The organism is Clavibacter vidaverae, from assembly GCF_047529985.1.
GTDB classification, from domain to species: domain Bacteria; phylum Actinomycetota; class Actinomycetes; order Actinomycetales; family Microbacteriaceae; genus Clavibacter; species Clavibacter nebraskensis_A.
In genome coordinates, this window is the sequence record NZ_JBLJAM010000001.1 from 1,713,551 (window position 1) to 1,734,076 (window position 20,526).

Below are 20,526 nucleotides of genomic sequence, written 5' to 3' on the forward strand. Positions count from 1 at the left end.
GAACCCCATGGCGACGCGCGACGAGATGGACTGCTGGCTCACCGACATGGACGGCGTGCTGGTGCACGAGAACCAGGCCCTGCCCGGTGCGGCGGCCCTCATCCAGCAGTGGCAGGACCAGGGCAAGCCCTTCCTCGTGCTCACCAACAACAGCATCTTCACGCCGCGCGACCTCTCCGCCCGGCTCCGCGCGTCCGGCCTGCACGTGCCCGAGGAGTCGATCTGGACCTCCGCGCTCGCGACCGCGGCGTTCCTCGAGCAGCAGATGCCCGGCGGATCCGCGTTCGTCATCGGCGAGGCCGGCCTCACCACCGCGCTGCACGAGGCGGGCTTCATCATGACCGACACGAAGCCCGACTTCGTGGTCATCGGCGAGACGCGCAACTACTCGTTCGAGGCGATCACGCGGGCCATCCGCCTCATCAACGGCGGCGCGCGCTACATCGCGACGAACCCCGACGCGACGGGCCCGAGCGCCGAGGGCGTGCTGCCCGCGACGGGCGCGGTGCTCGCGCTCATCTCGAAGGCCACGGGCAAGGAGCCGTACATCGTCGGCAAGCCCAACCCGATGATGTTCCGCTCCGCGCTCAACAAGATCGGCGCCCACTCCGAGAGCACCGGGATGATCGGCGACCGCATGGACACCGACATCATCGCGGGCATCGAGGCGGGCCTGCACACCGTGCTCGTGCTCACGGGTATCAGCGACCGCGCCGAGATCGAGCGCTACCCGTTCCGCCCCGACGAGGTGCTGTCGGGCGTCACCGAGCTGCTGGATCCGGAGCCGGTCGAGTCCGAGCTCTGATCAGCGGAGGGCCGGGTCGCGGGCCGGCGGGGCGAGCAGGGCGCGGATCCCGCGCGAGCGCAGCATCGCGACGCCGACGAGCGCCTCGCCCAGCCCGCCCGCGATGACCACGACGCGCAGCGCGGTCTCCTGGCCGAGCGGATGCAGGGTCGCCGTGAGCGCGCCGCCGAGGAGCACCGCGGGCGGGTAGAGGCCCTGGCCGAGCAGCTTCTTCGCGCCGAGGATCGCGCCCTGGCGCTCGGGCGGCGTGCGCTCCTGCCAGACCGCCGTCAGCGGCGCACCCTGCACCTGGAGCGCCACGTTGCGGACGACGGCCGCGGCGATCCAGACGGCGAGGAGCGCGGTCGTCGCGAGCGCGACGCGGCCCACGAGGCCGAGCACGACGGCCGCGCCCGCGATGGCCGCGAGGCGCGGGATGCGGTCGCCCCGCGCGGCGACGAGGGCGGCGCCCGCGAGGAGCCCGGCGGATCCGGCGATGCTGAACGCGGCGAGGCTCGCGCCGGAGCCGACACCGCCCGCCCCGAGGAGCAGCACGTAGGCGGTCGTGGCCGACGCGCCGATCCCGTTGGCGAGGTTGAGGGCGCCGAAGCCGAGCTGGAGGCGGCGGAGGCCCGGGTGTCGCAGGATCCACGCGATGCCGTCGCGTGCACCCCGGAACGGGTTCGCGACGCGGCGGTCGGGCGGGGCGTCCCAGCGGACGACGAGCAGCGCGGCGACGCAGCCCAGCGAGGTGATGGCGTCGACCAGGAACACGGCCGACGGCGCGACCGCGGTGGAGAGCGCCGCGCCGAGGACGGGGGCGAGGAGGACCGGCCCGTCCTGCAGCAGGGACGTGACGCCGTTGATCCGCGTGAGGTCGGCCTCGGCGCGCATCCGCCGGACGCTCGCCGTGAGGGTGAGCGCGAGGGTCGACGACGCCAGGGCCGAGACGAGCGTCAACGGGTAGACGACCACGAGCAGGCGGCCAGGGCCCGCCGCGGAGACTGCGGCCATGGCGAGGGAGGCGACCGCGAGCACGCCGTTGCTCGCGAGGGCCGCGCGGCGGTGGCCGATCCGGTCGGCGACCCAGCCGGTGATCGGCGCGCAGTAGACGGACGCGACCGTCGCGACGACGGTGAGGGCGGAGAGGGCCAGGGCGCTCCCGGTCTCGCCGTACACCTGCAGCGTGAGCGCGAACGACGCGGCGCTCGCGCCGAGGGACGAGACGGCCTGCGCGCCCCAGAGGAGGAGGAACGCGCGGCTGCCGGGGCGCACGGGTGATGTCATCCGTTCCCCCGCTCGTCGCTCCGCGGCACGGCGGTCGGCGCGCGCGGGATCCCCGAGGGTAGGGCGGGTGCGGCACGCGGCGCGGGTGGGATCCCCAGCCGCGCGGATCCGTCGGGCCGCCGGGTCGCGGGCGCGCTAGGGGACGACGGGCGGCTGCGGGACGCCGATGCTGCCCGTGAAGGTGCCGCCGCCGGCGCGCGAGACGAAGCAGTAGGCGTCGCGGTCGCCCGCGGTCCACTCCTCCTGGGTGATGGGGTACGCGGACTGGTACTGCACGTCGTCGTAGGCGCGGGCGGCCCCGTAGTCGATCACCGTGTCGGCGATGCAGAGCTCGTCGGCGGAGTCGCGCACGGCGTCCTCGCCGGGGAACTCGTCGCCCGTCTGGGGCAGCGCGACGCGCGCGACCATCTGCGCGTGGTGCTCGGTGCCGCAGTCGACGACCGCGAACTCCTCCTCCCACGGCGACGTGTACGGGTCGATGCACTCGCCGCCGAGCAGCGCGTCCCACGCCTGCGTGCCGGCAGCGGCCGGGCCCTGCACGGGATCCGTCGGGGTGGGCGACGGGGTCGGACTGGCCTCGGGGGTCGCGGTCGCGACGGGCGCGGCATCCGGTGCGGCGGAGGATCCCAGGCGCTGGCCCAGGTAGAAGAGGCCGACGAGCAGGAGCACGAGGAGGATCGCGCCGCCGACCCAGAGGCCGGTGCGTCGCGGGCCTCGGGGGTCGCGGGGTCCGCGCGGCGGGGCGGGGACGGCGGCGGGAGCGCTCGGGGAGTCGAGGACGGGCGCGGGCGGACGGGGCGCCGGCGGGGCCGCGTACGGCGGCGGGACCGGGGCCGGGCGTGCGGCCGGATCCGGGCGCCCGGCGGCGGGGACGGCCGCCGTAGGAGCGTCGCGGTCGGGGGACGGCGCGGCGGATGCGGCGGCAGCAGCCCCTGCTGCGGCGGCGGTCGCGGTCGCTGCCGGGAGGACGCGCGTGCGGTCGTCGTCGGGTGCGTCGTCGTCGGGACGCCCGGAGTCGGGGGTCCGGTCGTCCGCGACGTCGCCGAAGAGCAGGTCGATGGCGTCGACCGGCTCGTCGGCGTGCGCGGCATCCGGCGTGGATCCGGCCGCGTCGTCGGCCTCGGGCTCCTCGGCCCGCGCCGGGACGGTGGCCGGCGCGGTCTCGGGATCCGTGGCGGGCTCGGGCGCCGTCGTCGACAGGACCGCGGTCTCGGGCGCGGCCGACGGCTCGTCGATCTCGGCGGACCGGTCCGCGGGCTCGTCCGCGTCCCGCGTCTCGTCGGGCGAGGGCGCAGGCGGAGCGGCAGGCGCAGGCACGGCGGCGGGAGCAGCGGCGACCGACGCGGATCCCGCAGCCCACGCCATGGCCGCCGCACGCGCGGCCGCCGCGGCAGGGGCGAGCGGCGCGGCAGCGGCGTCCTCGTCCGCATCGCCGTCGACCTCGGCGCGGGAGTCGTCGGAGCCGTCGGCGGCGTCGACGTCGTCGGGCACCGCCTCGTCCTCCGCCGGCATCTCCAGCTCGGCGGGGGCGTCGGATTCGGGAGCGTCGGCCGGCGCGACGAGATCGTCCACGACCCCCGCGTCCTCGTCCAGCTCGTCGTCGTGCAGGGGCGTCAGCTGCACCTCGTCCACGGCGGGGACCTCGGGCGCGACCTCCTCGGCCGGCTCCTCGACGAGCTCGGCGTCGACCACGGGTCCGTCGGCGTCCGCGTCCGGCAGGCGCACGTCGTCGTCCACGCCGTCGGCGGGCTCGAGCACCAGCTCGGCGGTCGCGTCGTCCACGGGCTCGGGGTCGGCCTCGACCTCGCCCGTCAGCACCTCGCCGGTCGCCTCGCCGGGCGCGTCGTACGCGGGCGCCGGCACGTGGCCGGGGTCGGGCTCGTCGGCGAACTCCACGTCGCCCGCGTCCACCGGCGCCGCCGCGATCTCGGGCTCGGGCGCCGGGGCGTCCGCGGCGTCCGCGTCACCGGCCTCCGCGTCGGGATCCGCCTGGTCGAGCGGGGCCACGCGGTCCTGGTCCTCGGTCGGGTCGAGCGGGACGATCCCCGCCAGGATGTCGCCGCCGGGGGCGGGCGTCGGGTCGGCGGGTGCGGGATCCACGCCCTCGTCCTCGGGCGCGGCCGGCTCGCCGTCGGCGGGCACGACCTCGCGATCCGCGGCGCGGCCCCAGCCGATGGGCGCGAGCGGCTGGAAGGGGCGCTCGCGGTCGGCGTCGGTCGCGGGTCGGACCGCGAACGGGTCGTCGTCGTCGCGACCGGATCCGGATCCGCCGCCGGGCGCCTGCCCGCTCACTACGCGAGCCCCAGGTCCTCGAGGCCGATCGCGTACAGGTAGCGGTGGCCCGCGGCCTCGATCACCTCGCGGGCGTCGGTCGAGCGGTCGACGACCACGGCGACCGCGGCGATCTCCGCGCCCACCTTCTCGAGCGCCTCGATGGCCTTCAGCGGGGATCCGCCGGTGGTGGAGGTGTCCTCGACGACGATGACGCGCTTGCCCTGGAGGTCGGGCCCCTCGACCTGGCGGCCGCGGCCGTGGTCCTTGGGCTCCTTGCGGACGACGAAGGCGTCGTAGCCGCGGCCGACCGCGGCGCCCTGGTGCAGGATCGCGGCGGCGATGGGATCCGCGCCCATCGTGAGCCCGCCGACCGCGGCGACGTCGGGCACGTCGGCGATGAGGTCGAGCATGACCTGGCCGATGAGCGGCGCGACGCGGTGGTCGAGGCTCACTCGGCGGAGGTCGACGTAGTAGCTGGCCTTCTTGCCGCTCGTCAGCGTGAAGTCGCCGTGGAAGACGGCGTCCCGCTTGATGTGGTCGATGAGCTGCTGGCGCGCGTCGGAGGTCGTCACGCAGCCGATCCTACGGGCGGGGGCCCGCGCCGACCGGTGCGACGGGCGGGCGGGACGCCACGCGGATCAGGCGTCGGATCCGGCGGGCAGGCCGAACACGGTGCCGACCGCGGCCACGTCGTCGCCGCCGTGACCGGCCGCGGACGCCTCCGCGTACGTCTCGCGGAGCGCCTCGAGCATCGCGGTGTCGAAGTCGTGCGCGTCGGCGCCGTCGAGCGCGGCGAGCATGAGCGTCACGTCCTTCAGCAGGCCGTCGAGCGCGAACGAGGGCGCGAGCTCGCCGGCGAGCATCGCGCCGCCCTTGAGGTGCGCGTACGGGGTGTCGGCCGCGCCGCCCGCGATCGCGTCGAGGAAGAGGCGCGGCTCGACGCCGAGCAGCTGCGCGAGGCCGAGCGACTGGCCGGTCGCGGCGGTGATGGACGCGATCCACGCGTTGCAGGCGAGCTTGAGGGCGGATCCGGGACCCGCGGTCGAGCCCGCGACCACGGTGCGCGAGCCGGTCGCCTCGAGGACCGGGCGGGCGGCGGCGAGGTCGGCCTCGGATCCGGAGACGAGGTGCACGAGGAGGCCCTGCTCGGCGGGGCCGCGCGTGCCGAGGACGGGGGCGTCCACGAGGCGGAGGCCGTGCTCGGCGGCGAGCGCGGCGATCCGGCGGGTGCCCTCGACGCCGACGGTGGAGGACTGGAGGACGACGGCGTCGGGGCGGACGGCGGGCGCGACCTCGGCGAGGACCTCGAGGACGGCGTCCGCGTCGAACAGCATCACGACCACGACGTCGGCGTCGCGCACGGCGTCGGCCGCGCCGTCGGCGACCGTCGCGCCGTCGTCGGCGAGGGGCGCGGCCTTCTCGGCGCTGCGGTTCCAGACGGTGAGCGGCAGGCCCGCGCGGAGGATCGAGCGGCTCATGCCGGAGCCCATGACGCCGGTGCCGAGCAGCGCGACACGGGGCGGCGCGTCGGAGGCGGGTGCGGCTGCTGTCTCGTCGGTCATCCCCCGACGGTACGCCCGCGAGGTGCGAGGACCCGGCAGGGGCGCGGTCACGGCGACGGGCCGCCGATCGCGAGGATCGGCGGCCCGTCGGGTCGTGCGGGTGCGGCGGGGCGGATCAGACCGCGGGCGCCTCGGCGGCCGCGTCGTCGTCGGATCCCTCGCCGGGCATGACGATGTCGGCGACCGTCACGTCGACGCGCGTCACCGTGCGGCCGACGAGCTCGGTCACGGCGTCGGAGATGGCGGCGCGCACGTCGGCGGCCACGTCCTGGAGCGGCACGCCGTACTCGGCGACGAGGGTCACCTGGAAGGAGACGCCCTCCTCCTGCGCGTCGACGGCGATGCCCTGCGTGAGGTCGGTCTGGCCGATGCGGTCGCGCAGCTGGCCGATGACGCGGGCCGCGCCGCCGCCGAGCGAGTGCACGCCCGGGATGTCGCGGACGGCGAGGCCCGCGACCTTGGCGATGACGCCGTCGGTGACCGTGGTGTCGCCGTCGGCGAGGACGCCGCCGGTGACGCCGGTGGATGCGGGCGCGACGCGGGTGACGTCGGCGGGGGTGGGGGTGCTCTGGTCGCTCATGCGGTTCCTCCTCGTGGGTGCCCGTCGGCCGGGCGTCTGCTGTGGTACTCATGGAGGGGACGGGTGGACGGCGGTGTCCGTCACGGATCCACCTCGTCTCACAGCGCACACGGAGGTACGGCATGGCCCTCTCCTCCTCCCTGCAGGACGCCGGCGACGGGATCCTCGCCGAGCGCGCCGCCGACGGGGACGCCCGGGCGTTCGAGGTGCTCGTCCGCCGGCACGCCTCCTACATGCGGGCGTTCGCGATCCGGCTCACCGGATCCCGCGCCGACGCCGACGACGCCGTGCAGGAGGCGCTCATCACCGCGTGGGACCGGCTGCCCACCCTCGAGAAGCCGGACCGGGTGAAGAGCTGGCTGCTGCAGATCGTGAGCCGGAAGTCCATCGACCGGATCCGCGCCCGCCGCCCCGTCGACGACATCGACGACCACGAGATCGCCGACCGCCTCACGTCCCCCGAGCGCGACGCCGAGACGTCGTCGCAGATGCGCGCGCTCGCCGTCGTCCTCGACGCCCTGCCGCGCGAGCAGCGCGAGGTGTGGATGCTGCGCGAGGTGGGAGGCTTCTCCTACGAGGAGATCGCCGAGAGGCTGGGCGCGACGCCCTCGACCATCCGCGGCCGGCTGTCCCGGGCGCGCACCACGGTGATGACGAGCATGGAGGCGTGGCGATGAGCGGCACGGGACCGGACGAGGGACCCGCCCTCGACGCCGACGGCGCGCCCCTCGACATGGCCGCCCTCGCCGACTACCTCGACCGCGGGCGCACGCCGCGCATCGCGGCCTACGAGGACGACCCCGAGACCCGCAACGCCCTCCGCGCCCTCGAGCGCATGCGCGACCTCGGCCGCGAGCTCGTGCAGGTCGAGGCGGAGGAGCAGGAGGCGCCGGGCGACGACTTCTTCCGCGGCGTGCTCTCCCACATCAGCCGCGAGTCGCGCGCCGGGCGCGACATCCCGCTCTCCCACCCGGATCCGGCCGTCCGCCTCGCGCTCACCGAGGGCGCCGTGCGCACGCTCGTGCGGCAGGCGGGCGACGAGGTGCCCGGCGTGCTCGTCGGCCGCTGCACGCTCGACGGCGACGTGACCCGCGCCGGCGAGCCCGTGCGGGTGGCGCTCACCATGAGCGTCGTGTGGGGGGATCCGCTGCCCGAGCTCGCGCAGCGCGTGCGCGAGCGGGTCCACGCGGCCCTGCTGCGCCACACCGAGCTGCGCGTCGAGGCGATCGACGTGACCGTGGTGGACGTGCAGGCGCGTCCCGTGCAGGAGGAGGCCGGCGATGACCCTCGACGATGACGCGTCGGCGACGGCGCCCGCCCCGGTGCCCGCCCCGCTCCCCGCGCCCGGCGACCTCTCGCGCGACCTGACCGCCGCCCTCCGCGCCGTCGCGGGCGTGGCCGACGTCTACGCGCCGCGCTCCCCCGTGCTGCTCGTCGCGCAGCAGGTGGTCGAGGGCGTGGTGTCCGGCGGATCCGAGCGGCTCGACCAGCTCGTCGCGGTCGAGACCGGCGAGGGCGCCGTCGTCGTGCAGGCGTCCATCGCGGTGGACGCGTCGAGCCGCGCGAGCGACACCGCGCGCGCCGCCGTGGACGCGATCCGCGCCCGGCTGTCCGACGCGGTCGGCGCCGAGGCCGCCGCGCTCGCCTCCGTCACGGTCCGCGTCGGCAGCATCGGCTGAGGCCCCCGCGCGCTCCCGGTACCGTGGGGGCATGCGCGTCGCCACCTGGAACGTCAACTCCATCCGCACCCGCGTGGGCCGCGTCGTCGACTGGCTCGTGCGCGAGGACGTCGACGTGCTGGCCATGCAGGAGATCAAGTGCAAGCCCGAGCAGTTCCCGATGCAGGCGTTCGAGGAGGCCGGGTACGAGGTCGCCGTGCACGGCCTCAGCCAGTGGAACGGCGTCGCGATCGCGAGCCGCCTGCCGCTCGAGGACGTCGTCACGACGTTCGAGGGGATGCCCCGCTTCGGCAAGCCCGACGCGTCCGGCCAGCCGCCGCTCGAGGCGCGCGCCATGGGCGCGACGGTCGCGGGCATCCGCCTCTGGAGCCTGTACGTGCCCAACGGCCGCGCGCTGGATGACCCGCACTACGCCTACAAGCTCGAGTGGCTCGAGGCCCTCGCGGCCGACACGCGGGCCTGGCTCGCGGCGGATCCGGAGACCCCGCTCGCGCTCATGGGCGATTGGAACGTGGCGCCGCTCGACACCGACGTGTGGGATCCGCGCCTGTTCGAGGGCAAGACGCACACGTCCGAGCCCGAGCGCGCCGCCTTCGCCGCGTTCCTCGACGCGGGCCTCGCCGACGTCGTCCGGCCCTCGATCCCCGACGGGTACACGTACTGGGACTACCAGCAGCTGCGGTTCCCCCGCGACGAGGGCATGCGCATCGACTTCATCCTCGGCAGCGCCCGGTTCGCCGAGCTGGTGGACGCCCCGCGGATCCACCGCGACGAGCGCAAGGGCGACGGCCCGAGCGACCACGTGCCGGTGGCCGTGGACCTCGACGTGGAGACCGAGCTCGACGACGACCGGCCGATGATCTTCTGATCCGCCGTCCGTCCGCGAGACGTCCGGCGCTCCCGCCGATTCCGGTCCCGCGGCACGTGCCCCGTAGTCTCGTGGCGTGACCCCCGACGACGACGCGACCCCCGAGCGCGGACGCCGCGCCGCCCGCGGACGCCGCTCCGCCGCCGCGCCGGCAGCCGCACCCCGCCGCCCGCGCGCCGCCCGCACCCGGGACCGCGACCGCGCCGACGACCGCCCGGAGGATCCCCCGGGCCCCGCCTGGGTGCCGCGCTGGGTCCGCCGGGTCGACCGCCGGATCCTCGTCACCACGCTGGTAGGCATGCTCGTCGCCGCGGTCGTCGGCGGCGCCGTCGCGGCCTTCGGCCTCGGCCTCATCTTCGTCACCGACAGCTGCGACGTGGACGCCTACGTCTGCCGCGACTCGCTCTTCACCATCGGCTACGGGATCGCCGTCGCCGGTCCGCTGGTGCTCACGGGGATCGCGCTGATCGTCGCGCTCGTCGGCATGATCCGCGGCCGCACCCGGCCCTGGCTGGTGCTGCTGATCGGGGTGGGCGCGTCGCTCGCGGCCTACATCCTCGGCGCCGTGCTCGTGCTGGTCGCGGTGCCCGGATCCTCCCCCGTCACCTGATCCCGGTGTTCCGCGGCACGCTCCCGGAGCGGCGGGGGCGGCGACCCGGCGGTCCGCTAGCGTGGGAGGTCCGGCGCGCCTGACGCGGAACCGGGGGACCGGCCGCGCATGCGGCATGCGAGGGGGCGGTAGTGGACAGCGGACGTGTGGCTCTGGTCATCGAGGACGACGGCGACATCCGCCAGCTGCTCGAGGTGGTCCTGCGCCAGGGCGGCTTCGAGGTGCACTCCGCCGCGACCGCGACGGAGGGCGTCCGGCTCGCCGCCGAGATCGCGCCCGACGTCATCACGCTCGACGTGGGCCTGCCCGACTTCGACGGCTTCGAGGCCGCGCGCCGGATCCGCCTGGGGAGCGACGCCTACATCGTCATGCTCACGGCGCAGGGCGAGGAGGTCGACACCCTGCTCGGCCTCGAGGCCGGCGCCGACGACTACATCGTGAAGCCGTTCCGCCCGCGGGAGCTCCGCGCGCGCATCTCCGCGATGATGCGGCGACCGCGCGGCGGCGAGGCGCAGACCGCGCCCGCGACGCCCGCCGCCGGCACCCCGGCACCCGTCGCGGCCGACGCCGAGGAGCCCGTGCAGCCGGCCGCCTTCGCGACCACCACCGTCGTCTCGCCCGCGCTGCCGTCCGAGGCCGCGCCGGCCGACGACGACCGCGACGCCGACGTCCTCCGCCACAACGGCCTCGAGCTCGACGAGGGCACGCGCCACGTCACGGTCGACGGCGAGCCCGTCGACCTCACGCGCACCGAGTTCGACCTGCTCGCGTCGATCCTCGCGAGCGGCGGCCGGGTGCGCACCAAGGGCGACCTCGTGCGCGACATCCGCAGCGGCTCGTACGCCGTCGCGTCCTCCACCGAGCCGGAGGAGCGCGCGGTCGAGGTGCACCTCGGGAACCTGCGTCGGAAGCTGCACGACGACCCGCGCCAGGCGCGGTGGATCCAGACGGTGCGCGGCGTCGGCTACCGGCTCGCGCCGCCGCGCGACTGAGCACCTGAGCACCTGCGCACCTGCGCACCTGCGCACCTGCGCACCTGCGCACCTGCGCACCTGCGGGAGGCTGCCGCGGAGCCCGGAGGCCCCGCGGCAGCTGCGCCGTGGATCGGGGTCCCCTCGGGTGGGATCCCGCTCCGTCCATCCGACCGGCCTGTCGCGGGAGCCGGTCGGGCGTGCGCGTCGGCCGTGGGGCCGGCCGCGCGCACGGGTCTAGTCGGGAGGCGCCCCGGCCTCCGCGCGGATCCAGGAGCGCATCGCGTCCATGCTCCGCTCGCCGACCTCGCGGAGGTCGGACAGGAGGGCGCGCGAGCCGTCCTGGTCGGCGGCGCGGATGGCCCCCTCGAGGTGGCTCGCGATGCCGCTGAGGCGGAGCGCGCCGACCATGGCCGCCGAGCTCTTCACGCTCAGGCAGGCGTCGAGCGCGGCCGCGCGGTCGCCGGCGCGGACCGCCGCGTCCAAGCGTTCCCAGCGGCTCGGCCACAGGTCGACGAAGAAGCGCAGGAAGTCGATGCAGGCGTGCTGCCCGTCCGTGAGGGCGCGGGGGCGCCCGGAGCCGGACGCGGACGGCGACGGGGAGGGGGCGCCGACTGGACGGGGGGATCCGGTCGGCGCCTGGCCGCGCCCGGGTGCGGGGGCACCTCGGGGCGCGAGCCGGTCGTCCGGATGGGGGGATCCGGACGACGGCGTCCCGCGGCGCGGCTCGGGGAGGCCGCGCGGCGGGGTCACGCCGCCCGGCGCGGGGGCACCGGGCGGCGGAGCGGGGGCGTCCGTCGCGGGGACGACGGACAGGCGGGCGGGGCCGGGCTCGTCCGACAGCTCGACCAGCAGCTGCTCCAGGACGCGGACGTCGAGGAGCGGGGGGACCTGCGGGGCGGGGACGGCACGGGCGGTCACGCCCGGCCGCCGGCGAGGGTCGTAGGGCCGGGGAGGCTGCCGTCGGGTACCGGCAGCGCATCCATAGACCCGGTACGGCACCCGGTGCGGGCGGCTCGGGTGCCGCTCGCGGGGTGGTCGTGGGGGGTCATCCGGTCCTTCGATCGCTCGTGTCGGACGGGTCGACCCCGTCGCAGGCCGAGCCTGACACCGCAGCATGCGGGATCGGATCAAGTTGTTGACAAGATCCGCTCAAGTCGGCCCCGCCGTGGCATCGGCGAGTCGGCCGCGGGTCAGGCGCGCGTCGCGGGCCGGGCATCCGGCGCGACGCGGAGCGGCAGCCGCACGCGCATGGTGGTGCCGGTGCCGACCGCGCTCTCCACCTCGATCGTGCCGTCGTGCGCGTCGACGATCGAGCGGGTGATGCTGAGGCCGAGCCCCACGCCCGCGACCGTGCTGGCGCGGGCCGAGCTGGTGCGGAAGAAGCGCGTGAACAGCTGCGCGGTGTCGTCGGGCGACATGCCCACGCCGTCGTCGGAGACGCAGAGGCGGAAGTGGTCGCCGTCCACGTGGACCTCGGTGGTGACCGTGCCGCCCTCGGGCGTGTACTTGACGGCGTTGCTGAGCAGGTTGTCGAGCACCTGGCCGATGCGCACGGCGTCGACCTCCGCCACCAGCTCCTCGTAGTCCGGCTCGACGAGCTCGACGCCGCTGGCATGGGCGTGCGGCCGGATCACGTCGAGCGCGTTCTCGACGATCTCGCCCACGTCGACCAGGTTGCGGTTGACCGCCAGGCGGTGCTGCGCGGCCGTGAGGAGGTCGCCGATGAGGCCGAGGAGGCGCTGCGCGTTGCGCTCCACGATCGCGAGGCGGGCGGCGGTGATCCGGTCGTCGAGGTCGTCCTCCACGAGGTCGTCGGCGATGAGCTCGACGTAGCCGAGGATCGAGGTGAGCGGCGTCTTCAGCTCGTGCGAGACGCTCGCCACGAACTCCTCGCGCTCGGTGACGGCGAGCGCGAGCGCCGTGACGTCGGTGCTGACCACGACCGTGCCGAACGTGCGCCCCGCGGCGTCGACGAGCGGGGAGACCGACACGAGCACGGCCTTCTGCGCGCCGCCGTCGCCCACCCACAGCACCTCGCGGGCCACCTCCTCGCCGGTGCGGGCGCGGGCCACGGGCTGCCGATCCGGCGGGACGACCGTGGTGCGGTCCTCCTCGTAGACGAGGCGGCCGAGGATCGGGTCGTCCGGGTCGACGGGGTCGGCGAGCGCCATGAGGTCGGCGGCCGCGCGGTTGCGCAGCATGATGCGGCCGTGGGCGTCGAGCACGATCACCGTGTCGTCGATGGCGTCGAGCACCCCGTCGATGATCGAGTTGCGCTCCTGCAGGTCGACGAGCGTGCCCGTCAGCTCCTGCTGCATCTCCTCCAGCCGCGCGTGCTGGCGGAACAGCTGCTGCGCGAGCAGGTTCACGGCCACGGCCACCAGCAGCATCACGACGGGCAGCACGACGAGGTGCGACCAGCCGGTCGTGCCCTCCGGCGCCGTCCCGGCGCGGAGGTAGGGCAGCGCCAGCACGGATGCCGTGCCGAGGGCGCCGAGCCACAGCACGTGCAGGGCGAACGCGTACGCCAGCCAGATCACGGGGAAGACGAGGAGGAACGCGGTCGACGGCACCTGGTCGGCGATCGCGTCGTGGCAGAGGGCGAGCGCCGCGAAGTCGAGCATGGGCAGCACGGCCACCCAGTCGGGGTCGATCCGCTGCCAGGGGATGACGGCGGCGGCGATGGTGACGAGCGCGGCGATGACGGTGCCGGCGACGAAGCCGGGCTGCGACACCGCGTCGAGGTCGCCCACGCCCGCGACGACGCCGACCACCGCGAGGCTCACGATGAAGGGCAGCTGCGCGTGCAGCGGCTTCGAGAGCGACATGCTCCGGAGGGCGGCCTGGAGGCGGCCGACCGGATCCCGCCGCAGGGTGGAGGGAGGATGCTCGACCACGTGACCCCCCGGTTGCGGTCATCCCCGTGCCGCTCGTCGATCCTAACCGCGAGTGGAGCATCCGCCCCGGGCTCGCGTACCCCGTGATATGGGACGCGTACGCTTCCGGGGTGACCGACCTCCCCCACGAGCTCCGCGTGGAGATCGCGCATCTCGTCGCGTCGCCCGTGCACCGGCTCGAGGGACGCCCCGCCGACGGGCCGCGCGACGAGCCGGGCGAGCCGCCGTCGCGCGCGTCCGTGCGGGTGCGCGCGCACCTCGGGATCGTCGGCGACCGCTACTTCGGGCAGCGCGCGCACCGCACGGCCGCCGTCACGGTGATGGCCGTCGAGTCGGTGGAGCGCGTGGCGCGCGACCTCGGGCTGGAGGCGGGGCTGGATCCCGTCGACACCCGCCGCAACGTGCTGCTGCGCGGCGTCGACGCCGACCGGCTGCGCGGCATGCGCTTCAGCCTCGACTCGGGCGACGGACCCGTGGAGTTCCAGGGCCACCGCCCGGCGAACCCGTGCGCGTGGATGGACGTGATGCTCGCGCCCGGCGCCTTCCGCGCGCTCCGCGGTCGCGGCGGCGTGCGCTGCGAGCCGCTCGGCGACGGGATCCTCACGGTCGGCCCGGCCGTGCTCCGCACCGAGCGCCCGCTCGACGACGGGGACGACGGCGGGGCGCGCCTGTTCTGACGCGCCCCGCCGCGGATCCGCCGCCACCCGGTCAGTGGACGGGCGTGCCGCCCGTGACCGCGATGGTCTCGCCGCTCGTGAAGCTCGACTCCTGGCTCGCGAGGAACACGTAGGTCGCGGCGATCTCCGCCGGCTGGCCGGGGCGGCCGTAGACCGACTGGGATCCGAACTCCTCGACGTCCGACGCCGACTGGCCCACGGGCTGCAGCACCGTCCAGAACGGGCCGGGCGCGACGGAGTTGACGCGGATCCCCTTCGGCGCGAGCTGCTGCGCGAGCCCCTGCGTGAAGTTGCGGATCGCGCCCTTGGACACCGCGTAGTCGATCTTGTCGGGGCTCGGCTGGTACGCCTGCGAGGAGCTCGTCGTGATGATGCTGCCGCCCTTGGGCAGGTGCGGGATCACGGCCTTGCTCAGCCAGAACAGCGAGTACACGTTGGTCTTCATCGTGCGGTCGAGCTGCTCGGAGTCGAGGTCGAGGATGTCGTCCTCGTTGCGCTGGTAGCCGGCCACCATCACGAGGCAGTCGAGCCCGCCGAGCGCCGCGACGGACGCCTGGACGATGTCCTGGCACGCGGTCTCGTCCGAGATGTCGCCGGGGACGAGCGCGGCCGTCCGGCCGTCGGCCTCGATGGTGGACGCCGTGTCGCGCGCGTCCTCCAGCTCCTCGTCGAGGAAGTTGAGCGCGATGTCGGCGCCCTCGCGCGCGAACGCGATGGCGACGGCCTTGCCGATGCCGGAGTCGGCGCCCGTGATGAGGACCTTGCGGCCCTTCAGGCGGCCGAAGCCGAGGTAGCTGTCCTGGCCGTGGTCGGGCGTCGGCTCGAACTTCTTCTCGTCGCCGGGGCCCGACTGCTCCTGCTGCGGGAACGGAGGGGACGGGTACTGCGCGATCGGGTCCTGGATCTCGTACTGGTTGCCGCCGTTGCGGATCTCGCTCATGCGATGCGCCTTCCTTCGTCGGTCGTGGGGTCCCTTCCAGCCTGGCCCGGCGGGCGCGCGGCGTCCGGGGACGGGAGGGGGTTGACGGGAGGCGTCCGCGTCCGGGCTCCTACGATCGACGCATGACGACGCCCGACGCCGACCTCCCGCCCGTCGAGTTCGCGTTCCAGGGGCCCCTGCGCGACCGGCTCGTGGCGGCGATCGTCGCGGGCGAGAAGACCTCGACGAGCTCGCTGCTGATCCAGTACGCGGCCGACGACGAGGAGCTGCCGGTCGTGGGATCCCGCGGTGCGGTCATCGACTCCGCGGGGCGGCCGGTGCTCGTGGTCGAGACGACGGCCGTGGGGATCGCGCGCCTCGCCGACGTGCCGCTCGCGCACGCGGTCGACGAGGGCGAGGGCTTCACGACGGTCGCCGAGTGGCGCGCGGGGCACGAGGACTTCTGGACCTCGCCCGAGGTGCGGGCGGACCTGCCGGCCGGGTTCCGCCTCGACGACGACACCGAGATCCTGATGGAGCGCTTCCGCGTCGTGCGCTGAACGGGGGCGCGGCCGGCGCCGGGGCGTCGACGCGCCTAGGGTCGGAGCATGCGCTCCCTCCTCGCCGCGGCCCTCGTCGTCGCCACCCTCGCCGTCGCCGGCTGCAGCTCGCCCGCGGATCCGCAGGGCGCCGAGGCCGCCGCGGCTCCGGCCGTCGGCGCGGTGGCCGTCGCCGCGTCGACCGTCGCCCTCCCGCCGACCGGCACGCGCTTCGACTACCAGCTCGGCGGCGCCTCGAAGGTGCCGTCGGGCGTCGGCATCGTCGTCCGCGACAGCACGGACGCTCCCGCGCCCGGCGTCTACGGCGTCTGCTACGTCAACGGGTTCCAGACGCAGCCGGGCGCCGCGTGGCCCGACGCCCTCCTCGTGCGGGGCACCGACGGGAAGCCGATCGTGGATCCGGGCTGGCCCGACGAGCGCATCCTCGACATCTCCACGGCCGCGGCCCGCACCGCGAACGCCGCCCGGATCGCGCCCGTGATCGACGGGTGCGCGGCATCCGGGTACCGCGCCGTGGAGTTCGACAACCTCGACTCGTGGACCCGCTCCGCCGGCGCCCTCGACGAGGACGACGCGCTCGCCTTCGCCACGCTGCTCGTCGCCCGCGCGCACGACCGCGGCCTCGCCGCGGCGCAGAAGAACGCGACCGACCTCGGATCCCGCGGACGCGACGAGGCGCGCTTCGACTTCGCGATCGCCGAGGAGTGCGACCGCTGGAAGGAGTGCGCCGCGTACACGGACGTCTACGGCGCCCGGGTGCTCGACGTCGAGTACACGGACGACCTGCGCGACTCCGCGACCGGCGCGTGCCGCCGCATCCGCGCGCTGGATCCGGCGCCGGCGGCCATCGTGCGCGACCGGGATCTGGTGCCCGCCGGGACGCGGGGGTACGCGTACCGCGCCTGCTGAGCGCGGCCGCCCGCCGCGTGACACGATGCGGGGATGGACGACGACGACCGGCGCGCGGAGGTCGCGGAGCTGCGCCGCCGCGTCTTCGGGCCGGGTGCCGATCCGGCCGATGCGGTCGCGCGGGAGCGGCTGCGGGAGCTGGAGGGGCGCGCTCCGGCGGCAGCGGAGGCGTCGCGCCGCGAGCCCGGTGACGCGCGCGACGGGGACGCCCTCGACGCCGAGCCCGCGGCCGCACCCCGCCGACGCGGCCGTCGCGCTCCCCGGATCCGCCGCCGCGTCGCCGCCGCGTGGGCCGCGTCCGTCCTCGTCGCCGCGATCGCGGGCGCCGGCGCGACCGCCTGGTGGCTCGGCGACGAGCGCGGCACGGTCGCCGTCCTCGCGCTCGAGCCGCCGCCCGTCCCCGACAACGCGACCTACCTCTCGGTCGACACCGGATCCATCGCGCCGGGCTCGCTGTTCGCCGCGTTCCACGGGATCTCGATCGCCCGGATCCCCGTGCCCGACGCCACCACGGGCGTCGAGGAGACGTGCTTGGTCGCCGGGCCCGCGGAGCAGGACGGGTCGGTCGCCGGCCAGCCGGGCTGCGCGACCGGCAGCGTCCCCGCCCGCACCGCCCTCGTCGTCACGGCCGACCAGCCGCAGGAGCTGCGCGACGCCTTCCCCCTCGGCACGACGCTGTCGTTCGAGCTGGAGGAGGGCGGCGAGGCGGTCCGGGTCCGCGTCGTCGGCGGCTGACCCGGCATCCCGGGCCGCGCCCCCGTTCCTGAGGCCGCAGGATCCGCCCGGCCCGATGCGGTATGTTCTCCTCGTTCGGGGAGCGCACCTATCGGGGTGCCTCGTCTGGTTCGATTTCCGGAGCTCTCCACCACTCGCCGCCTCCGCGGCACGTTCGCTCGCCCGCCTCCGGCGACGCCCCTCGACTACGCGTCGGGTCGGGCGTACGAGACCGGCAGCAGGTCGCGGATCGCGACCATCTCCGGCCCGTCGGCACCGGGGACCGCAACGCGGATCCCCGGCTGGAGGTCCAGCATCACCTGCCGGCACCGGCCGCACGGCGGCACGACGCCGCGCCCGCCGTCGCGCGCGCTCACTTGTCCCACACGCGGATCGGCGGCAGCCCGCGGTCCGCGCGCTCGGCGTTCACGAGCTCCTCCACCAGTCCCTGCTTCGCGGCCGTGTAGGCGCGGCCGTCGGCGGCCGTCTCCGCGAGCGCCGCCTTGAGCGCGTCGTAGCGACGTCGCGCGTCCGGATCCCGGAGGAGCCGGTCGCGGAAGAGGCGCTGCGGGCAGGTGTCCCACGCGTCGGCCGCGAACACGTGGAGGATGTGCGTCCGCGCGCCGTCCGCCGACCGCACGTGCACCCCGTGGTTCCGCGGACCCGTGCGGTGCTGCGCGTAGCCCAGCGGCCGGAGCGTCGCGTCGAGCCCGAGCGGGTCGATCCCCGGCGCCGCCCGCGCGGCGAGGTCGAGGATCGGCTTCGCGCGGAGGCCCGGCACGGCGGTGCTGCCGATGTGCTCGACGGTCGTGAGCGCGTCGCCCGCCGCCCGTCGGATCCGTTCGGCCTCGGCACGGAACGCCTCCGCCCACTCGGCTCGGTGCTCCTCGAGGCGGATCATCGCGGCCACCCTACCGAGCCCGCCGCCGCTCCCCCTAGGCTCGACGACCATGCCCTCCTCCTCTGCGCGTCGCGCCCTCGTCCTCGGCGGCACCGGCGCGATCGGCGGGGCGACGGCCGAGCGGCTGGCGCGCGACGGGTGGTCGGTCGACGTGACCGGCCGGGATCCGCGCCTCATGCCCGCCGCCCTCGCGGACCTCGGGGTCCGCTTCCACGCGCTCGACCGGGCCGACGCCCGCGGGATCGAGCGGCTGGTCGGCGACGGCGTCGACCTCCTGGTGGACCTCGTCGCGTTCACGGCGGCCGACGTCGACGCGCTCCTCCCGACGATGCGGGCGAGCGGATCCGTGGTCGTCGCGTCCTCCCGCGCCGTCTACGTCGACGACGCGGGCCGGCACGTCAACGGCGACGAGCCGCCGCGCCTCCCCGTCCCCGTCCCGGAGGAGAACCCGACGCTCCCGCCCGCGGCGCCCGGCACCGACCCGTTCACGCGCGAGGGCTACGCGCCGTCGAAGGTCGCGGTCGAGCGGGCGGCGCTCGACAGCGGGCTGCCCGTCACGGTGATCCGTCCCTCGAAGGTCCACGGCCGCTGGGCCCGGAACGCCCGCACGCGCGGCATCGTCGAGCGGATGCTCGCGGGCGCGGAGAGCATCGAGCTCGCCGACCGCGGCGCCTCCGTCGACCACCTGACCGCGGCGGCGAACGCGGCGGCGCTCGTCGCGCGGGTCGCCGACGTGCCGGGCGCGCGGATCCTCAACGCGGCCGACCCGGATCCGCTCACGGCCGTCGAGATCGTGCGGGCCATCGCCGACGAGCTCGGCTGGACCGGCCGCATCGTGCCGCTCGAGCCGGGCGTCGCGGGCGGCACGCACCCGTGGGCCGCGCAGCACCCGATCGTCCTCGACACGCGCGCGTCCCTCGCGCTCGGGTACGCGCCGGTCCGCCCGGGCGCCGAGCTGCTGCGCGCCGAGGTCGCGTGGATCCGCGACGGGGAGCGCCCGCCCGCCTGACGTCCGCCCCCGCGGACCACCCGCCCCCTCCTGGCCGCCGGGCGCCGCATCCGCCCGGAAGCCGGTCATGCGGCCCCGACCCTGGCAGGGTCGAAGGGCGGGCTCCCACCGGATCCCGCAGAGCACCCGAGGAGCACCATGCCGCTGATCCGTTTCCTGTTCGTCGCCGTCCCCGTCATCCGCCGGTTCCTGCGGAGCCGCCAGGGCAAGGCCGCCATCGCCAAGGGCAAGGCGCAGATGGCCAAGCGCTCGCAGAAGCGCGCCGCCCAGCGCACCGCCGCGACCCGCCGCCGCTAGCCCGCGGGCCTCGGGCCGCGGGCCGCGGGCCACGGGCCGCTAGGTCCCCGGGGCCAGCAGCGCCGCGATCACCAGCAGCACCGGGATCGACGCGACGGTCGTGATCAGCACGGTGTCGCGCGCGAGCACGACGCCGCGCTCGTAGCGCGACGCGAAGTTGAAGATGTTCTGCGCCGTCGGCAGCCCCGCGATCACGGTCGCCGCGAAGGTCTGGTCGGCGTCGAGGTGGAACGCGAAGCGCGCGAGCAGGAACGCGGCGAGCGGCATCACGACCGTCTTGATCACCGAGGCCACCACGATCTCGCCGCGACCGGATCCGGGCGCGAGCGGCTTCCGCCCCACGAGCGACATGCCGAACGCCATCAGCACGATGGGGATCGCCGCGCCGCCGATGAGGCGGAACGGCTCGTAGACCGCGTCCGGGATCCGCAGCCCGGTGATCGCGATGAGGATGCCGAGCATCGACGCGATGATCATCGGGTTCCGCAGCGGCTGGGTGAGGATCCCGACGACCGACGCGGACCCGCGGCTCGAGATGTCGAGCACCGTGAGCGTCGTCGGCGCGAGCACCAGCAGCTGGAGGAGCAGCACGGGCGCGACGAGCTGCGCGTCGCCGAGCACGTAGATCGCGACCGGCAGGCCGATGTTGTTGGCGTTGACGTAGCTCGCCGAGGCCGCGCCGATGGTGGTCTCCGCGACCGGGCGGCGGAACAGGATCCGCGCCACGACCAGGTAGAGCGCCGCCGCCACCGCGACGGCCGCCGCGGACGTGAGCAGGAACGCCGAGAACACGACGTGCAGGTCGGCCTTCGCGAGCACCGTGAACAGCAGCGCGGGCGTCGCGACGAAGAACGCGACCCGGTTGAGCGAGTGCTGGGCGCCGGGACCCGCGATCCCGGACCGGCCGACGGCGTAGCCCACGGCGATGATGAAGCCGATGATGGCGAACCCGGTCAGCACCCCGATCATCCGACTCCCCTCGTCGCCCGTCCTCCCACCCTACGGGCGGCGCCGGGCCCGCCCGG

At 75.7% G+C, this 20,526-nt stretch carries 24 protein-coding genes; 13 read left to right on the top strand and 11 right to left on the bottom strand.

Features of this window, described 5'->3' with window-relative positions:
• Nucleotides 1-7 precede the first annotated feature (7 nt).
• Nucleotides 8-805: an HAD-IIA family hydrolase gene (locus ACMT9T_RS07955; protein WP_011931704.1), complete on the top strand. Its 798-nt coding sequence runs from the start codon at nt 8-10 to the stop codon at nt 803-805.
• Here the strand turns inward: ACMT9T_RS07955 and ACMT9T_RS07960 are convergent, their stop codons facing one another.
• From ACMT9T_RS07960 to ACMT9T_RS07980, 5 genes are all read right to left on the bottom strand, one after another.
• On the bottom strand, nt 806-2,071 hold the full coding sequence (locus ACMT9T_RS07960; protein ID WP_414745030.1) for an MFS transporter: 1,266 nt from the start codon (nt 2,069-2,071) through the stop codon (nt 806-808). It lies immediately after the preceding gene.
• A gap of 135 nt (nt 2,072-2,206) precedes the next feature.
• Nucleotides 2,207-4,363, bottom strand: a complete 2,157-nt coding sequence (locus ACMT9T_RS07965) for a septum formation family protein (RefSeq protein WP_414745031.1) — start codon at nt 4,361-4,363, stop codon at nt 2,207-2,209.
• Nucleotides 4,363-4,917 (bottom strand): orotate phosphoribosyltransferase, encoded by a 555-nt coding sequence (pyrE, locus tag ACMT9T_RS07970; RefSeq protein ID WP_015489215.1) that lies wholly within the window; start codon nt 4,915-4,917, stop codon nt 4,363-4,365. Before pyrE ends, ACMT9T_RS07965 begins: the two co-directional genes overlap by 1 nt.
• Nucleotides 4,918-4,983: 66 nt before the next feature.
• Nucleotides 4,984-5,907 (bottom strand): NAD(P)-dependent oxidoreductase, encoded by a 924-nt coding sequence (locus ACMT9T_RS07975; protein WP_414745032.1) that lies wholly within the window; start codon nt 5,905-5,907, stop codon nt 4,984-4,986.
• 115 nt (nt 5,908-6,022) lie between these two features.
• Nucleotides 6,023-6,487, bottom strand: a complete 465-nt coding sequence (locus tag ACMT9T_RS07980) for an Asp23/Gls24 family envelope stress response protein (protein ID WP_116053360.1) — start codon at nt 6,485-6,487, stop codon at nt 6,023-6,025.
• 122 nt (nt 6,488-6,609) lie between these two features.
• Between ACMT9T_RS07980 and ACMT9T_RS07985 the strand changes: the two genes are divergently transcribed.
• The 6 genes from ACMT9T_RS07985 (at nt 6,610) to ACMT9T_RS08010 (ending at nt 10,636) form a co-directional block, all read left to right on the top strand.
• Nucleotides 6,610-7,164, top strand: a complete 555-nt coding sequence (locus tag ACMT9T_RS07985; RefSeq protein WP_414745033.1) for an RNA polymerase sigma factor — start codon at nt 6,610-6,612, stop codon at nt 7,162-7,164.
• Nucleotides 7,161-7,784, top strand: coding sequence for an Asp23/Gls24 family envelope stress response protein (locus ACMT9T_RS07990; RefSeq protein WP_414745034.1), 624 nt, complete (start codon nt 7,161-7,163; stop codon nt 7,782-7,784). Before ACMT9T_RS07985 ends, ACMT9T_RS07990 begins: the two co-directional genes overlap by 4 nt.
• Complete coding sequence (locus ACMT9T_RS07995; RefSeq protein WP_414745035.1) at nt 7,768-8,166, top strand: hypothetical protein; 399 nt, start codon at nt 7,768-7,770, stop codon at nt 8,164-8,166. Before ACMT9T_RS07990 ends, ACMT9T_RS07995 begins: the two co-directional genes overlap by 17 nt.
• A 31-nt stretch (nt 8,167-8,197) precedes the next feature.
• Entirely contained in the window at nt 8,198-9,034 is an 837-nt protein-coding gene (locus ACMT9T_RS08000) for an exodeoxyribonuclease III (protein WP_414745036.1), read from the top strand.
• A gap of 76 nt (nt 9,035-9,110) precedes the next feature.
• The gene (locus ACMT9T_RS08005) at nt 9,111-9,644 is read left to right on the top strand and encodes a DUF6264 family protein (protein WP_414745037.1); all 534 of its coding nucleotides are present in this window, start codon (nt 9,111-9,113) and stop codon (nt 9,642-9,644) included.
• Nucleotides 9,645-9,775: 131 nt separating this feature from the next.
• The gene (locus tag ACMT9T_RS08010; RefSeq protein ID WP_414745038.1) at nt 9,776-10,636 is read left to right on the top strand and encodes a response regulator transcription factor; all 861 of its coding nucleotides are present in this window, start codon (nt 9,776-9,778) and stop codon (nt 10,634-10,636) included.
• 216 nt (nt 10,637-10,852) lie between these two features.
• Here the strand turns inward: ACMT9T_RS08010 and ACMT9T_RS08015 are convergent, their stop codons facing one another.
• Together ACMT9T_RS08015 and ACMT9T_RS08020 are read right to left on the bottom strand one after the other, a co-directional pair.
• Nucleotides 10,853-11,536, bottom strand: coding sequence for an Hpt domain-containing protein (locus ACMT9T_RS08015; protein ID WP_414745039.1), 684 nt, complete (start codon nt 11,534-11,536; stop codon nt 10,853-10,855).
• 272 nt (nt 11,537-11,808) lie between these two features.
• A complete protein-coding gene (locus ACMT9T_RS08020; protein ID WP_414745040.1) occupies nt 11,809-13,515 on the bottom strand; it encodes a sensor histidine kinase in 1,707 nt (568 codons plus the stop codon).
• A gap of 110 nt (nt 13,516-13,625) precedes the next feature.
• On the opposite strand from ACMT9T_RS08020, the gene ACMT9T_RS08025 reads away from it, so the two are divergent.
• The gene (locus tag ACMT9T_RS08025) at nt 13,626-14,192 is read left to right on the top strand and encodes an MOSC domain-containing protein (protein ID WP_414745041.1); all 567 of its coding nucleotides are present in this window, start codon (nt 13,626-13,628) and stop codon (nt 14,190-14,192) included.
• 31 nt (nt 14,193-14,223) lie between these two features.
• Here ACMT9T_RS08025 and ACMT9T_RS08030 read toward each other — a convergent pair whose 3' ends face one another.
• A complete protein-coding gene (locus tag ACMT9T_RS08030; protein ID WP_414745042.1) occupies nt 14,224-15,132 on the bottom strand; it encodes an SDR family oxidoreductase in 909 nt (302 codons plus the stop codon).
• Between the two features lie 122 nt (nt 15,133-15,254).
• Here ACMT9T_RS08030 and ACMT9T_RS08035 point away from each other — a divergent pair, with 122 nt between their 5' ends.
• The 3 genes from ACMT9T_RS08035 to ACMT9T_RS08045 are packed head-to-tail and all read left to right on the top strand — an operon-like array spanning nt 15,255 to nt 17,315.
• A complete protein-coding gene (locus ACMT9T_RS08035; RefSeq protein WP_414745043.1) occupies nt 15,255-15,671 on the top strand; it encodes an ASCH domain-containing protein in 417 nt (138 codons plus the stop codon).
• Between the two features lie 48 nt (nt 15,672-15,719).
• Nucleotides 15,720-16,580: an endo alpha-1,4 polygalactosaminidase gene (locus tag ACMT9T_RS08040; RefSeq protein ID WP_414745044.1), complete on the top strand. Its 861-nt coding sequence runs from the start codon at nt 15,720-15,722 to the stop codon at nt 16,578-16,580.
• A gap of 33 nt (nt 16,581-16,613) precedes the next feature.
• Nucleotides 16,614-17,315, top strand: coding sequence for a hypothetical protein (locus tag ACMT9T_RS08045; RefSeq protein ID WP_414745045.1), 702 nt, complete (start codon nt 16,614-16,616; stop codon nt 17,313-17,315).
• 185 nt (nt 17,316-17,500) lie between these two features.
• Here the strand turns inward: ACMT9T_RS08045 and ACMT9T_RS08050 are convergent, their stop codons facing one another.
• A complete protein-coding gene (locus ACMT9T_RS08050; protein WP_414745046.1) occupies nt 17,501-17,671 on the bottom strand; it encodes a cytidine/deoxycytidylate deaminase family protein in 171 nt (56 codons plus the stop codon).
• Nucleotides 17,668-18,195: a GrpB family protein gene (locus ACMT9T_RS08055; RefSeq protein WP_414745047.1), complete on the bottom strand. Its 528-nt coding sequence runs from the start codon at nt 18,193-18,195 to the stop codon at nt 17,668-17,670. Before ACMT9T_RS08055 ends, ACMT9T_RS08050 begins: the two co-directional genes overlap by 4 nt.
• A gap of 49 nt (nt 18,196-18,244) precedes the next feature.
• On the opposite strand from ACMT9T_RS08055, the gene ACMT9T_RS08060 reads away from it, so the two are divergent.
• On the top strand, nt 18,245-19,204 hold the full coding sequence (locus ACMT9T_RS08060; protein ID WP_414745048.1) for an NAD-dependent epimerase/dehydratase family protein: 960 nt from the start codon (nt 18,245-18,247) through the stop codon (nt 19,202-19,204).
• A gap of 138 nt (nt 19,205-19,342) precedes the next feature.
• Nucleotides 19,343-19,501 (top strand): hypothetical protein, encoded by a 159-nt coding sequence (locus ACMT9T_RS08065; RefSeq protein WP_199409290.1) that lies wholly within the window; start codon nt 19,343-19,345, stop codon nt 19,499-19,501.
• Between the two features lie 39 nt (nt 19,502-19,540).
• On the opposite strand, the gene ACMT9T_RS08070 is transcribed toward ACMT9T_RS08065, so the two are convergent.
• On the bottom strand, nt 19,541-20,470 hold the full coding sequence (locus ACMT9T_RS08070) for an AEC family transporter (RefSeq protein WP_414745049.1): 930 nt from the start codon (nt 20,468-20,470) through the stop codon (nt 19,541-19,543).
• Between the last annotated feature and the right edge of the window lie 56 nt (nt 20,471-20,526).